At 61.9% G+C, this 12,831-nt stretch carries 11 protein-coding genes; 10 read left to right on the top strand and 1 reads right to left on the bottom strand.

All coding sequences use genetic code 11. The annotated features are described in order from the left end of the window. Nucleotides 1-155: 155 nt before the first annotated feature. Nucleotides 156-1,775: a lysine--tRNA ligase gene (lysS, locus tag LAN70_16590; protein ID MBZ5512767.1), complete on the bottom strand. Its 1,620-nt coding sequence runs from the start codon at nt 1,773-1,775 to the stop codon at nt 156-158. Nucleotides 1,776-2,074: 299 nt separating this feature from the next. Here lysS and LAN70_16585 point away from each other — a divergent pair, with 299 nt between their 5' ends. The 10 genes from LAN70_16585 to LAN70_16540 all read left to right on the top strand — a co-directional run bounded on the left by LAN70_16585 (nt 2,075) and on the right by LAN70_16540 (nt 12,736). Then, a complete protein-coding gene (locus LAN70_16585) occupies nt 2,075-2,431 on the top strand; it encodes an NADH-quinone oxidoreductase subunit A (GenBank protein ID MBZ5512766.1) in 357 nt (118 codons plus the stop codon). A gap of 227 nt (nt 2,432-2,658) precedes the next feature. After that, nucleotides 2,659-3,339 carry an NADH-quinone oxidoreductase subunit C gene (locus LAN70_16580; GenBank protein MBZ5512765.1) on the top strand — a complete coding sequence of 227 codons (681 nt, stop codon included), beginning with the start codon at nt 2,659-2,661 and terminating at the stop codon, nt 3,337-3,339. Beyond that, entirely contained in the window at nt 3,336-4,493 is a 1,158-nt protein-coding gene (locus LAN70_16575) for an NADH-quinone oxidoreductase subunit D (GenBank protein MBZ5512764.1), read from the top strand. Before LAN70_16580 ends, LAN70_16575 begins: the two co-directional genes overlap by 4 nt. Continuing rightward, nucleotides 4,493-5,839 carry an NADH-quinone oxidoreductase subunit H gene (locus LAN70_16570; GenBank protein MBZ5512763.1) on the top strand — a complete coding sequence of 449 codons (1,347 nt, stop codon included), beginning with the start codon at nt 4,493-4,495 and terminating at the stop codon, nt 5,837-5,839. The genes LAN70_16575 and LAN70_16570 overlap by 1 nt, the downstream gene beginning before the upstream one ends. A 5-nt stretch (nt 5,840-5,844) precedes the next feature. Beyond that, nucleotides 5,845-6,300 carry an NADH-quinone oxidoreductase subunit I gene (locus LAN70_16565; GenBank protein ID MBZ5512762.1) on the top strand — a complete coding sequence of 152 codons (456 nt, stop codon included), beginning with the start codon at nt 5,845-5,847 and terminating at the stop codon, nt 6,298-6,300. Then, nucleotides 6,297-6,806, top strand: a complete 510-nt coding sequence (locus tag LAN70_16560; GenBank protein ID MBZ5512761.1) for an NADH-quinone oxidoreductase subunit J — start codon at nt 6,297-6,299, stop codon at nt 6,804-6,806. The genes LAN70_16565 and LAN70_16560 overlap by 4 nt, the downstream gene beginning before the upstream one ends. Nucleotides 6,807-6,899: 93 nt before the next feature. Next, a complete protein-coding gene (gene nuoK / locus LAN70_16555; protein ID MBZ5512760.1) occupies nt 6,900-7,205 on the top strand; it encodes an NADH-quinone oxidoreductase subunit NuoK in 306 nt (101 codons plus the stop codon). A gap of 65 nt (nt 7,206-7,270) precedes the next feature. Then, nucleotides 7,271-9,460 carry an NADH-quinone oxidoreductase subunit L gene (nuoL, locus tag LAN70_16550; GenBank protein ID MBZ5512759.1) on the top strand — a complete coding sequence of 730 codons (2,190 nt, stop codon included), beginning with the start codon at nt 7,271-7,273 and terminating at the stop codon, nt 9,458-9,460. A 67-nt stretch (nt 9,461-9,527) separates the two neighbouring features. Continuing rightward, nucleotides 9,528-11,171, top strand: coding sequence for an NADH-quinone oxidoreductase subunit M (locus tag LAN70_16545; GenBank protein ID MBZ5512758.1), 1,644 nt, complete (start codon nt 9,528-9,530; stop codon nt 11,169-11,171). Nucleotides 11,172-11,230: 59 nt separating this feature from the next. Continuing rightward, nucleotides 11,231-12,736 carry an NADH-quinone oxidoreductase subunit N gene (locus tag LAN70_16540; GenBank protein MBZ5512757.1) on the top strand — a complete coding sequence of 502 codons (1,506 nt, stop codon included), beginning with the start codon at nt 11,231-11,233 and terminating at the stop codon, nt 12,734-12,736. Nucleotides 12,737-12,831 lie beyond the last annotated feature (95 nt).

Here is a 12,831-nt window from a genome sequence, read left to right as displayed (position 1 = left end):
AAATGGTGTGGCGAACGGAATTGGGAGGAAGGCGAAATTATTTGCGTTTTCACCACCGAGTCACCGAGGGCACCGAGATTCACCGAGAATTCCTTCTTCTCGGCGCGCCGCGGTGATCTCGGTGGCTCGGTGGTGAAAATGGACGGGAATGGTTGTTATTTCTTGCCGGCGGTGGCATCTGCTTCCGCTGCATCCTCCGCCGGACCTGCGGCTTTCTCCGGGCGGAGCAGGGGGAAGAGGATGACGTCGCGGATGGAGCGCGAGTCGGTCAATAACATCGTGAGACGATCAATGCCCAGGCCGTAGCCGGCGGTCGGGGGCATGCCGTAGGAGAGCGCGCGGACGTAGTCGTTGTCCACTTCGGCCATGGCTTCCTGGTCGCCGGCGGCGCGGGCGCGGACCTGGTCCTGGAAGCGACGCAACTGCTCTTCGGGATCGTTCAGCTCGCTGAAGGCGTTGCCGACCTCCAGGCCTCCGATGAAGACCTCGAAGCGCTCGACCCAGCCGGGCTCGTCGCGCTTGTCTTTCGACAGCGGCGAGACGGACTTGGGGAAGTCGTAGAGGATCGTCGGCTGGAAGAGCATTTTTTCGGCGACCGCTTCAAACAGCGCGACGGTGGTCTTGCCGAAATCGGCGGCGTCGAACTCGACGCGCTCGATTTCCTCGCGGCCCACGCCGTCGAGTCGCTCGCGCTCGCCAATCACCTCGCCGCGGACGGAGTTGAGGCGAGTGACGGCCGCTTTGAGCTTGGCCGGGTCGGAAAAGTCGGGAACCTGGGGCGCGGGCGCGGCGGCTTCGGGCCAATATTTGATGATCGCTTCGCGCATCGAGAGCCGCTGCCAGGCCGTCCAATCGAGTTCGCGGCCGTTCCAGGTGTTGGTAACGGTTCCGTTGACCTCGCGCGCGAGAAAGGGCAGCAGCTCCTCGGTCAGGTCCATCAGGTCGCGGTAATCGCTGTAGGCCTGGTAGAACTCGAGCATGGTGAACTCGGGATTGTGCTGCGTGGAGATGCCCTCGTTGCGGAAGTTGCGGTTGATCTCGTACACGCGCTCCAGGCCGCCGACGATCAACCGCTTCAGGTACAGTTCCGGCGCGATCCTCAAGTAAAGATCAATGTCGAGCGTATTGTGGTGGGTAGTGAAGGGACGCGCTACCGCGCCGCCGGCGATGGGATGCATCATCGGGGTTTCGACTTCGACGTAGCCGCGCGCGTCGAAGAACCGGCGCAGCGCCTGCACCACTTTACTGCGCTTGACGAAAACGTCGCGCACCTCGGGATTCATGAACAGGTCCACGTAACGCTGGCGGTAGCGGGTTTCGACGTCGGTAAGGCCGTGCCATTTTTCCGGCAGCGGCAACAGGTCCTTGGCGAGAAAGGTGATCTCATCCACGTGCACGGTCAGTTCGCCGGTGCGGGTGCGGAACAGGTAGCCGCGGATGCCGACGTGGTCGCCGATATCGAGCAACTTGAACAACTCCCAGCCCTTGTCGCCGACAGCGTCTTTCTTGACATAAACCTGCAGCCGTAGCCCGGCCTGTTGCAGGTGCGCGAAGGCGGCCTTGCCCATGAGACGGATGCCCATCAGACGCCCGGCAATGCGCACCTCGACCCTGCCGGCCTCGAGTGCCTCTGCCGTCTTCGCCGAGTATTCCGTGACGATGCCGGGGATGGCGTGCGTGGTGGTGAACTTGTGCGGGTACGCCGGCTGGCCGAGGGCTTCGATCTGGGCCAGTTTGTCGCGGCGGAGCTGGTAGATTTTTTCGTCGAGTGCCAAGGCGGTTCAACCTTCTGCGCAGGAAACAACGATTATAAAGGAAGGCCGTGGTCGCCCCCTTTCTCAGGATGTCACATGCGCGCCTGATGCATGGGCAGGGAATCACCTCACGATGAAAACAACCCACATCTGCCAAAGGCGGGCAGATGTGGGGCACCGCGGAATGGCGAACATCGCCAGCGTTTATCGGTCACAAATTGCTGGGACCGCTGCGCGCCTCGCTTGTCCGGCGGCGCAAACGGCTGTAGTATGTTGTGTTTTCCAGAACTGAAAAGTACGCCAGGTGGGTCCAGGGAATCATGCCGCAAAATTACGTCCCAATTTTTCTGTTCGTTGCCCTTGTCGCCATTGCCATCCCGGCGACGCTCATGGTCGCCAAGCTGGTGCGGCCGAATAACCCGGAAAAAGCCAAGCTGATGCCCTACGAGTGCGGCATTGACCCGGTGGACAACGCCCGCGGGCGCTACACGGTGCGGTTTTACATCGTCGCCATCCTGTTCGTGGTCTTCGACGTGGAGACCATTTTCCTGTTTCCGTGGGCGGTACAGTACCGGGCGCTGGGACTGTTTGGGCTGGTGGAGATGCTGGTGTTCCTGGCCATCCTGATCGTGGGATACGTGTGGATCTGGAAAAAGGGCGCGCTGGAGTGGGTGTAGGCGCCGCCGCTGGATGTCCCGCCGTCTGCCGCTTGTCCATAGGGTAAACCTTGCAGGCGCGAGGTAGCGCACCGGGCATGGTTTGCGCGGAGGCGGTTCCAGCCGGAAAGTGATTTTGGTCACAACTTGATGTGAGCGGTGCACGTTGCAGGGCCGCTGCCGGACTGTTACAAGAAAGTCTTCCAGCAAATTGCAAGCGCACCGGTGAGGACTGAGCAGGGAAATTCATGGCCGACGAGACAACCCCCAAAGACTCGCCCAAGCCGCCGGAGACCAAGCCGGCGGCAGAAAAGCCCGCGGCGCCACCACCGGCGGCAGCCGCCAAGCCGCCCGCGGCCGCGCCGCCACCGGCGGCCAAGCCCGCAGCTGCCACTCCGGCGGCGCCACCGAAGCCGGCCGGCCCGACCCCACAGCCGTGGGAATCGGAGATGGTGGCCAAGTTCAAGGCGCGCTTCGGCTCCGGCGTGCGCGAGGCCAGCACCTACGTGGGCCAGCCGTACATGGTGGTGGACGCCTCGGTGGTCTACCAGGTCCTGCAGGTCCTGCATGACGATGAGGGCTTCGACTACTGCGTGGACATCACCGCGGTCCACTACCCCAAGCGCGAGGAGCAGTTCGACATTGTCTGGATCCTTTATTCCTTCCCGCACAACCAGCGCATTCGCGTGAAGACGCTGCTCAAGGACGGCGCATCAGCCCCGACGGTGACCGCGCTATGGTCCACGGCGAACTGGCTGGAGAGGGAAGTGTTCGACATGTTCGGCATCGGCTTCGAAGGTCATCCCGACCTGCGGCGCATCCTGCTCCCGGACGGCTGGAAGGGCTACCCGCTGCGCAAGGACTACCCGATCCTGCAGCAGGATACGGAGTGGGTGAAGATCAACCTCGGCATTGAGAGCGGCCAATGACGGATTCGACCAAATCAGGTTTTTACGAGGAAACCGCCCCTGGCAAGGACCAGACCTTCCTCGACGCAAACGAGCTGGTGCTCAACATGGGCCCGCAACACCCGTCCACGCACGGCGTGTTGCGCGTCATTCTCAAGCTGGATGGCGAAAAGGTGCTGGGCACGGAGTGCGTGATCGGCTACCTGCATCGCGGCGTGGAGAAGATCGCCGAGAACCGCACCTACGCGATGTTCAATCCGTATGTGGACCGCATGGATTACGTCGCCGCGGTGTCCAACGGGCTGGGCTATTGTCTGGCCGTCGAGAAGCTGCTGAACGTGGAAGCGCCGCCGCGCGCCGCCTACATCCGGGTGATCCTTGCCGAGCTGAACCGGATGGCGAGCCACCAGCTCTGGCTGGGCACGCACGCGCTCGACATCGGCGCCATGACGCCGCTGTTCTATACCTTCCGCGACCGCGAAGAGATCCTGAAAATCTTCGAAAAGTATTGTGGCGCCCGCCTGACCACGCACGCCTTTCGCATCGGCGGCACGCAGTACGAGACCTACGAAGGTTTTGAGCAAGAGGTCAACAACTTCGTGAAGTTCGTCACGCCGAAGATCGTCGAATACGAAGAGCTGCTGACCACCAACCGCATCTGGGTGGAGCGCACCAAGGGCGTCGGCATTCTGAGCGGGCCGGATTGCAAAGACTTCGGCGTCACCGGGCCAGTGTTGCGCGCCAGCGGCGTGAAGTGGGACCTGCGCAAAGCGCAGCCGTACTCGATGTACGAGAAGTTCGATTTCGAAATTCCCACCGGCGAAAACGGCGACACCTACGACCGATATATCGTGCGCATCGCGGAGATGCGCCAGTCGCTGCGCATCATTGACCAGGCGGTGAACTCGATTCCCGAAGGGCCGATCATGGCCAAAGTGCCGAAAGTGATGAAGCCGCCGGTCGGCGAGGTTTATGTTTCCATCGAGGCGCCCAAGGGCGAACTCGGCTACTTCGTGGTGAGCGACGGTTCGACGCAGCCCTACCGCGTGCGCGTGCGTCCGCCCTCGTTCGTCAATCTGCAGGCGCTGGACAAGATGGTGCGCGGCTCGCTGGTTGCCGACGTGGTCGCCGTCATCGGAACTCTGGACATCGTTTTGGGCGAGGTGGACCGCTAATGCTGGATTACGTCACCTCTTATCTGCATTCGAGCGTTACGCCGGGCCAGGCGGGCAATTGGCTGTGGGCCCTGATTTACATTCTGCTGATTTTCGCGGGCGTCTCCGGCATCGTCATCGTAATGAACTGGGGCGAGCGCAAGGCGCTGGCGCACATGCAGGTGCGGCTGGGCCCGATGCGCGTGGGCCCGCACGGCCTGATGCAACCCATCGCCGATGCCATCAAGCTGCTCACCAAAGAAGACATCATGCCCTCGGAAGCGGACAAGCCCATCTTCTGGATGGCGCCGGTTTGGGTGGTGATGATCGCCTTCAGCGTGTTCATCGTGGTGCCTTTCGGCCCGACGCACGCCGTCACCGACATGAACATCGGCATCCTGTTCATGCTCGGCGTATCGTCGCTGGGCGTGCTTGGAGTGGTGATGGCGGGCTGGGCATCGAACTCGCACTTTCCGCTGATGGGCGCGCTGCGCTCCAGCGCGCAGATGGTGAGTTACGAAATCGCCATGGGACTGGCGGTGATTTCGGCGGTGGTGATGACCGGCTTCACCGGCCTGGGAGCGTACGGCATCGGCGACGCCTCGGCCAGCGGCACGCTGAGCATGATCGGCATCGTGCAGGCGCAGGCGCAACAGCACGTGTGGTTCATCTTCAAGTTCTTCCCGGTCGGTCTGGTGGCATTCTTCATTTTCGCCGTGGCGATGGTCGCGGAGACCAACCGCGCGCCTTTCGACCTACCGGAAGCGGAGTCGGAACTGGTCGCCGGTTTCCACACCGAGTACAGCGGGCTGCGCTGGTCCTTATTCATGCTCGGCGAATATGCGGCGATGGTGGCGGTCAGTTCCATCGCAATCACGCTCTGGCTCGGCGGCTGGCTGCGGCCCTTCCCCAGCGTGCACGGCCCGGCAATCAACATCCCATTTTTCTGGGAGCATCCGGAACTCGGCGCCGTTGACTTCGTGTTCTCCTTCGCGCCGGCGATGGTGCTGTTCGCGCTCGCCTTCTTCTGCTTTTTTAATGCGGTGCGCATGCCGAAACACCCACTGCTGAAAATCCAAACCATGGGCCTGTACGGGTTCGGCCTGGTGCTGGGCGGAGTTGGCCTGATCCTGCTGGCGCCGCCGGTGCGCGACCGCATCCAGGACATTTTCTGGTTCGTGTTCAAGATCGCCTGCTTCATGTACATGTACATCTGGTACCGCGCCACCTGGCCGCGCTACCGCTTCGACCAGTTGATGAAGGTCGGCTGGAAAGTTCTTCTGCCGCTGGGACTTGGCGTCCTGCTGGTGACCGGAATCATCGGCCTGGGCCCGGAGATTCTCGCGTGGCTGAAAGGGGTGGTGTAGTGAGCATCGCTCCCCTGCTGAATAAGGTCTTCATGATGGATTTGATCAAGGGCCTGAAGGTCACGTTCAAATACCAGAACCCGAACGAGGTTTACACGGAGCAGTACCCGCTGGAGCGTCCGGCGATCGCGGAACGCTACCGCGGGCTGCCGCGCCTGAACGTGAACCCGGACACCGGCGAGACGCTGTGCATCGCGTGCAACCTGTGCGCCACCGCCTGCCCCGAGCACCTGATCGTGGTGCAGAGCGAGCGCAACCCGGTGACCAAGCGCAAGGAAATGACCAGCTTCTCTTACGACGTCAGCCGCTGCATGTTCTGCGGCTTGTGCGTCGAGGCCTGCTCTACCGATTGCCTGGAGCTGAGCCAGGACTATGAAATGGCTCTCTACAGCCGCGAGGGCCTGGTGCTCGATCGCGCGAGGCTGGAACGCGGCTCGGAACCGACGGTGTACACACGATGACGCCTGTAGCCCCAACATTTTTCTTCTATATGCTGTCGGCGGTGGCGGTGGTGAGCGCCATCCTGGTGATCACCCGGAAAAACCCGGTGCACTCGGCCATTTCGCTGATCTTTACCCTGCTGGCGCTCGCCGGGCTGTACCTGATGCTGTACGCGCCGTTCGTGGCCGGCGTGCAGATCATCCTTTACGCCGGCGGCATCATGGTGCTGTTCCTGTTCGTGATCATGCTGGTGAACATCGAGCGGGCACAGCGCGAGGAGCAGTTCAACCATCAATGGCACATCGGCATCGTGGCCAGCCTGGCGCTGGGGTTCCTGTTCCTGTTCGTGTACAAGCGCGGCAGCTCGATTTTCCCGGTGAATCCGGTCAGCATGCCCGAGCCGATGAACACGCAGCAGGTGGGAATGGCGCTGTTCCGCAATTACCTGTTGCCGTTTGAAATCGCGTCGCTGCTGCTGCTGGTGGCCATCGTGGGCGCGGTGGTGATGGCCAAGAAACGCATCTAGCGGTCTACGGTCGACGGTCTACGGCCGGCGGCCGCCAAGGCAAGGATTTTGAAGTCGACCGTCGACTGTCGACCGTCGACAAATGAGAAAAAGATGGCTCCTATTGGCACTTTGCATTACTTGGTAGTCGCGGCGGCGCTGTTCGTCATCGGCACCATCGGCGTGGTCACGCGCCGCAACGTGGTCATCATCCTGATGTCCATCGAGCTGATCCTGAACGCGGTGAACCTGAACCTGGTGGCGTTCTCGCGCCTGTGGAACCTGAACGGGCAGATCTTCTCGATTTTCGTGATTACCGACGCTGCCGCCGAGGCCGCCGTCGGGCTGGGCATTTTGATCGCCTTCTTCCGCAATAAGGAGACGGTCAACGTGGACGAGGTGGATTTGCTGAAGTGGTAATCGGTCGACGGTCGACGGTCGGCAGTCGACGGCCGAAAGCTGATAGCTGATAGCTGAGAGCTAAAATGTTCTTTCTCGATCACATCTGGGTCATTCCGCTGCTGCCGATCTTCAGCGCGGCGGTGATGTTCTTCGTCGGCCGCAAGCTGGACAAGAAAGCGGTGAACGCTTTCTGCGTCGGCACGGTCGTGATCGCCTTCGCCTGGTCGTGCCTGGCGGTATGGCAGTACACGCAGACCTGGCAGCCGGCGCACAATAACGGGCCGTACCAAACCATCCTCTACACCTGGCTCGGCAGCGGCGATGCGCAGCACCCAATCCTGCTGCCCGGCGCGCATGGGCCATTCCAGTTCAACGCCGACGCCGGCTTCCTGCTCGACCCGCTCTCCGCCATCTGGCTGCTGTTTGTGACCGGCGTGGGCATGCTGATCCACATCTACTCCATCGGCTACATGGCCCACGAAGGCGGCTACTACCGCTTCTTCGGCTACATGAACCTGTTCATGTTCTCCATGCTCACGCTCGTCCTGGGGAACAACTACACGATGCTGTTCGTCGGGTGGGAAGGCGTGGGCCTATGCTCGTACCTGCTGATCGGGTTCTGGTTCAAGAAACATTCCGCTTCGACCGCCGCCAACAAGGCATTCATCGTCAACCGCATCGGCGACGCCGGGTTCCTGATGGGCATGCTGACCCTGGCCTGGTACTTCGGCTCGGTGCGCTTCACCGACATCACGCACACGCTGCAGACCAGCCACTTCGCGGTGGGCGATCCGGTGATTACTTTCGCCACTCTGATGCTGTTCATCGGCGCCTGCGGCAAATCGGCGCAGTTTCCTCTTTATGTCTGGCTGCCCGATGCCATGGAAGGCCCAACGCCGGTTTCCGCGCTCATCCACGCGGCCACGATGGTGACCGCGGGCGTGTACATGGTGGCGCGTTCCAACGCGCTGTTCATGCTGGCGCCGACCAGCATGAAGACCGTGGCCATCATCGGCGCGCTGACCGCCATCTTCGCCGCCTCCATCGGCCTGGTGCAGAACGACATCAAGCGCGTGCTCGCCTACTCCACCGTGTCGCAGCTCGGATACATGTTCCTGGCGCTGGGCGTGGGTGCGTTTGCCGCCGGCGTGTTCCACGTGTTCACGCACGCCTTCTTCAAGGCGCTGCTGTTCCTCGGTTCCGGCTCGGTGATCCACGCGCTCAGCGGCGAGCAGGACATGCGCAACATGGGCGACCTGTCGAAGCGCATTCCGACGACGTACAAAACCATGCTCATCGGAACGCTGGCCATTGCCGGCATTCCGCCGCTGGCGGGCTTCTTCTCGAAAGACGAAATTCTGTGGCAGGCGTACTCGTCGCACGGCGGCGGCTTCCGCGCGCTGTGGTATGTCGGCTTTTTCGCCGCGCTGATGACCGCGTTCTACATGTTCCGGCTGATTTACCTGACGTTCTGGAGCCCCAGCCGGATGACCCACGAGGTCGAGCACCACGTGCACGAGTCGCCGAAAACCATGACCGTGCCACTGATCATCCTCGCCATCGGCTCCGTTACCGCGGGGTGGCTCGGGGTCCCCAAGGCGCTGGGCGGAACCAACGCCTTCGAGCGTTTCCTGGAGCCGGTGTTCGCAACCGAAAGCGTCACCGCCGAAGCCGGGCATGCACTTCCTGCGCTGAGCGAGCATGCCGAGCAGGCCGGCGCGCGCACAGCCGAGACCGCCGCTGCCATGCCCAAACCCGAAGGCAAGGAAGAAAAGACCGAGGCAATCGAGTACATCCTGATGGCGCTTTCGGTGGCGCTCGGATTCATTGGGTGGGGGGTCGCGAAGTACTTTTACAAGAAGGCTGAGAAGGGATTTGTCGAGCCCATCAACGCGGTCGCTCCGCCGGCGTATGCGCTGTTGCTGAACAAGTATTACGTGGACGAAGCCTACGATTATGCCTTCACCGGCCGCCGTCCGATCGGGCCCATACGCCTGGGCGCGATGGGTCTCGGGGAGGCGTCATTCAAGTTCGACGCCAACGTGATTGACGGCGGCGTCAACGGCGCGGGCTGGCTGACGCGCGCCATGGGGACAGTTTCGAAGTGGTGGGACACATGGATCATTGACGGCTTGCTGGTCAACGGCCCGGCGATCTTGACGCGACTGCTTTCCTACCCGGTGCGCCTGGTGCAATGGGGCCTGGTGCAGTGGTACGCGCTGGTCATGGTCGGCGGCGTTGTCGGTTTCGTGATTTATTACGTCGCCCGCTGATTGGCGGCGGGCAACGATGAAGTCAACGGCTGAAGGCTGGTAGCTGATAGCTGAGAGCTAAAAAGAAATGTTTAACGACCACATCCTCTCCATCATTCTGTTCACGCCCGCGGTGGGCGCCGTCGTTCTCCTGTTCATGCCTAAGGAGAACAAGAATGCCATCCGCTGGGTGGCGAATATCTTCGCGCTGGCCGGGCTGGCGGTGTCCATTCCGCTGATCCCGATGTTCTGGGCGGTCAAAGACCAGCCGGGGTTCAAGTTCATCGAGGGCGCGGCCAACACCTGGATTCCGTCCATCGGCGCCGGCTATTACCTGGGCATCGACGGCATCAGCTTCCTGCTGATCATCCTGACCACGCTGCTGGGATGGATTTCCATCCTGTCTTCGTGGGAAGCGATTCAGGACCGGGTGAAGGAATACTACATCTGGTTCCTGTTGCTGCAGACGGGCATGCTCGGCGTCTTCATGGCGCTGGACATGTTCCTGTTCTTCGTCTTCTGGGAAGCGATGCTGGTCCCGATGTACCTGCTGATCGGCATCTGGGGCGGCCCGCGCAAGCTCTACGCGGCGATCAAGTTCTTTTTGTACACGTTGTTCGGCTCGGTGCTGATGCTGTTGGGCATCCTGTTCCTCTACTTCCACCACCACACCGTCACCGGCGTGTACACCTTTGCCATTCCTGAGCTGTACAAGACGGCGCCGCAGATCACGGGTACGGCCGCCATCGTACTGTTCTTCGCCTTCTTCGTCGGCTTCGCCATTAAGGTGCCGATGTTCCCCTTCCATACCTGGCTTCCGGACGCGCACGTGGAGGCGCCCACCGCGGGCTCGGTGATCCTGGCGGGCGTCCTGCTGAAGATGGGAACGTACGGCTTCATCCGCTTCTCGCTGCCGTTCTTCCCCGGCGTCGCCATGCAACCCAAGGTGCGAAGCTTTGTGATTGGGCTGTCGATCGTGGGCATCATCTACGGCGCGCTCGTCTCCCTGATGCAGAAAGACATGAAGAAGCTGGTGGCGTACAGCTCGGTGAGCCACCTCGGTTTCTGCACGCTGGGAATTTTCGTGGTGAACCAGGCGGGGCTGGCCGGGTCGGTGATTCAGCAGATCAATCACGGCATCTCGACCGGCGCGCTGTTCTTGATCGTCGGCATTCTTTACGAGCGGCGCCACACCCGCGAGATCTCGGAGTACGGCGGCATTTCCAACGTCATGCCGGTGTACGCCACCATCACCATGATCATGTTCCTGTCCTCGATGGGCCTGCCGCTGCTCAACGGGTTCATCGGCGAGTTCACCATCCTGCAAGGAACGTTTATCGAGAGCAAGGCGTGGGCGGCGTGGGCGGTGCCGGGCGTGATCCTGGCGGCCGCGTACCTGCTCTGGCTGTACCAGCGCGTCTTCTTCGGAGCGGTGACGAATCCGAAAAACGAGAAGCTGCAGGACCTGACGCCGCGCGAAATCCTGACGTTCGCTCCGCTGATCGCCGCCGCGCTGTTTATCGGAATTTATCCCAAGCCGATGTTCCAGATCCTGCAGCAGCCGGTGGCGCAACTGGTGCAGACGGTTCGTCCGGATGAGATGAAGCCGGTGCTGGCGGTCCAACCGGCTCCGGCAAAAATTGAGCCAGCTCCGGCAAGCAAGCCGGCCGCTCCGGCGACAACCAGCTCCAAGCCCCTGCCCCCCGCGATTGCGGCGGTCAGGACGAATTAGGGGAAGCAAGAGTGCCTACCTCATTCTTTACCGGCACCGACTACGCGCTGTCGCTGCCCATGATTTTGCTCTCGCTGTTCGGCCTCGGCGTGCTGATCATCGACCTCATGCTGCCCGCCGAGTGGAAGCGCTGGAACGCCATCACCGCGCTGCTCGGCATCGGCTTCTCGACCGCGGCGGTGATTCGCATTCACCTTGGCCACTTCGCCGACGGACGTTCGCTGGTCGGCAGCTTCGCTTACCTGTCCAACGTGGGCGGCCAGGTGGTCGGATCGGTGCTGATGGACGGCTTCGCCATTTATTTCTTCTACCTGTTCCTGGTGGGCGCCGCGATCGCCATCCTGATGTCGGCGCATTACCTGGAAATCGAGCACGAGCACCACGGCGAGTTCTACGCGCTCATCCTGTTCTCCGTGGTCGGCATGATGTGCATGGCCAGCGGCTACGACGTGGTGCTGCTGTTCATCGGCCTGGAACTGATGGCCATCTCCACCTACGTTCTGGTCGGATTCCTGCGCCGCGACAAGCGGTCCAATGAAGCCGCGCTGAAGTACCTGCTGCTGGGCGCGTTCTCCAGCGGCATCTTCGCCTACGGGCTCTCGCTGCTCTACGGGCTTTCCGGCAGCACCAACCTGCACGTGATCGCGCAGGCGCTGCAGCGGCACTACAACGTGAATCCCAGGGACCCGATCGCCATCGTCGCCATGATTACCACCGCGACCGGGCTGCTGTTCAAGATCGCCGCTGTCCCGTTCCATCAATGGGCGCCCGACGCCTATGAAGGGGCGCCCACCAGCGTCACCGGCTACATGTCCGTGGCGGTGAAGGCGGCGGCCTGGGCGATGCTGCTGCGGATTTTCCTTTGGGGACTGTATCCGCTGCGCCCGGTGTACCTGCCGCTGCTGGTGTTTGTCGCCATCGCCACCATGACCGGCGGCAACTTCGCCGCGCTCACCCAGACCAACCTCAAGCGCCTGCTCGCCTACAGCTCCATCTCGCACGTCGGCTACATGCTGCTCGGCCTGATCGCCAGCGACAACATCACCAACAAGACCGGCATCCAGGGCATCCTGGTGTACCTGCTGGTGTACACGTTCATGAACCTGGGCGCGTTCGCGGTGGTTACATCGCTGCGGCGTCGCGCCATCATCGGCGACGAGATTGACGACATCGCCGGCCTCTACTTCAAGGCGCCCACAGAAGCCGTGCTCATGCTGCTGTTCCTGCTGTCGCTGGCCGGAATCCCGCCGCTGGCGGGCTTCTACGGCAAGTACTTCATCTTCCTCAGCCTGATCCAGACGCAGCATTATGTGCTCGCCAGCCTGGCCGTGCTGTACGCGGTGCTCGGGCTCTATTACTACATGCGGATCGCAAACGCGATGTTCATGCGCCCGGCGACCGATGCCGAGCCGGTGGTGATCAGCCCGGGCATGCAAGTCGCGCTCGCCGTGACTGCCATCGGCACCGTCGGCATCGGAATATTCCCGGAATTTTTCATCCGCGCCGCCGGCTGGTCGCTCGGAATCCAGCAGGTGGGAACGGGGTTGCTCGGCTTCCTGCGGTAGTTTTTTGCCACAGAGGACACAGAGGAATAAGAAGGCGCAAGACCCCGGTGCAAAGCCGGGGTTTTCGTTTTCCGCTGGAAACGGGAAAGCGGAAA

The organism is Terriglobia bacterium (genome assembly GCA_020072845.1).
GTDB lineage: Bacteria > Acidobacteriota > Terriglobia > Terriglobales > Acidobacteriaceae > JAIQGF01.
This window is presented reverse-complemented; position numbering and strand designations above follow the sequence as displayed.

Bases quoted from the DNA above. Each gene is read 5' to 3' on its own strand.
- LAN70_16585 (MBZ5512766.1), top strand. From the start codon at position 2,075: ATGCCGCAAAATTACGTCCCAATTTTTCTGTTCGTTGCCCTTGTCGCC.
- LAN70_16580 (MBZ5512765.1), top strand. From the start codon at position 2,659: ATGGCCGACGAGACAACCCCCAAAGACTCGCCCAAGCCGCCGGAGACC.
- LAN70_16575 (MBZ5512764.1), top strand. From the start codon at position 3,336: ATGACGGATTCGACCAAATCAGGTTTTTACGAGGAAACCGCCCCTGGC.
- LAN70_16570 (MBZ5512763.1), top strand. From the start codon at position 4,493: ATGCTGGATTACGTCACCTCTTATCTGCATTCGAGCGTTACGCCGGGC.
- LAN70_16560 (MBZ5512761.1), top strand. From the start codon at position 6,297: ATGACGCCTGTAGCCCCAACATTTTTCTTCTATATGCTGTCGGCGGTG.
- nuoK (MBZ5512760.1), top strand. From the start codon at position 6,900: ATGGCTCCTATTGGCACTTTGCATTACTTGGTAGTCGCGGCGGCGCTG.
- nuoL (MBZ5512759.1), top strand. From the start codon at position 7,271: ATGTTCTTTCTCGATCACATCTGGGTCATTCCGCTGCTGCCGATCTTC.
- LAN70_16545 (MBZ5512758.1), top strand. From the start codon at position 9,528: ATGTTTAACGACCACATCCTCTCCATCATTCTGTTCACGCCCGCGGTG.
- LAN70_16540 (MBZ5512757.1), top strand. From the start codon at position 11,231: ATGATTTTGCTCTCGCTGTTCGGCCTCGGCGTGCTGATCATCGACCTC.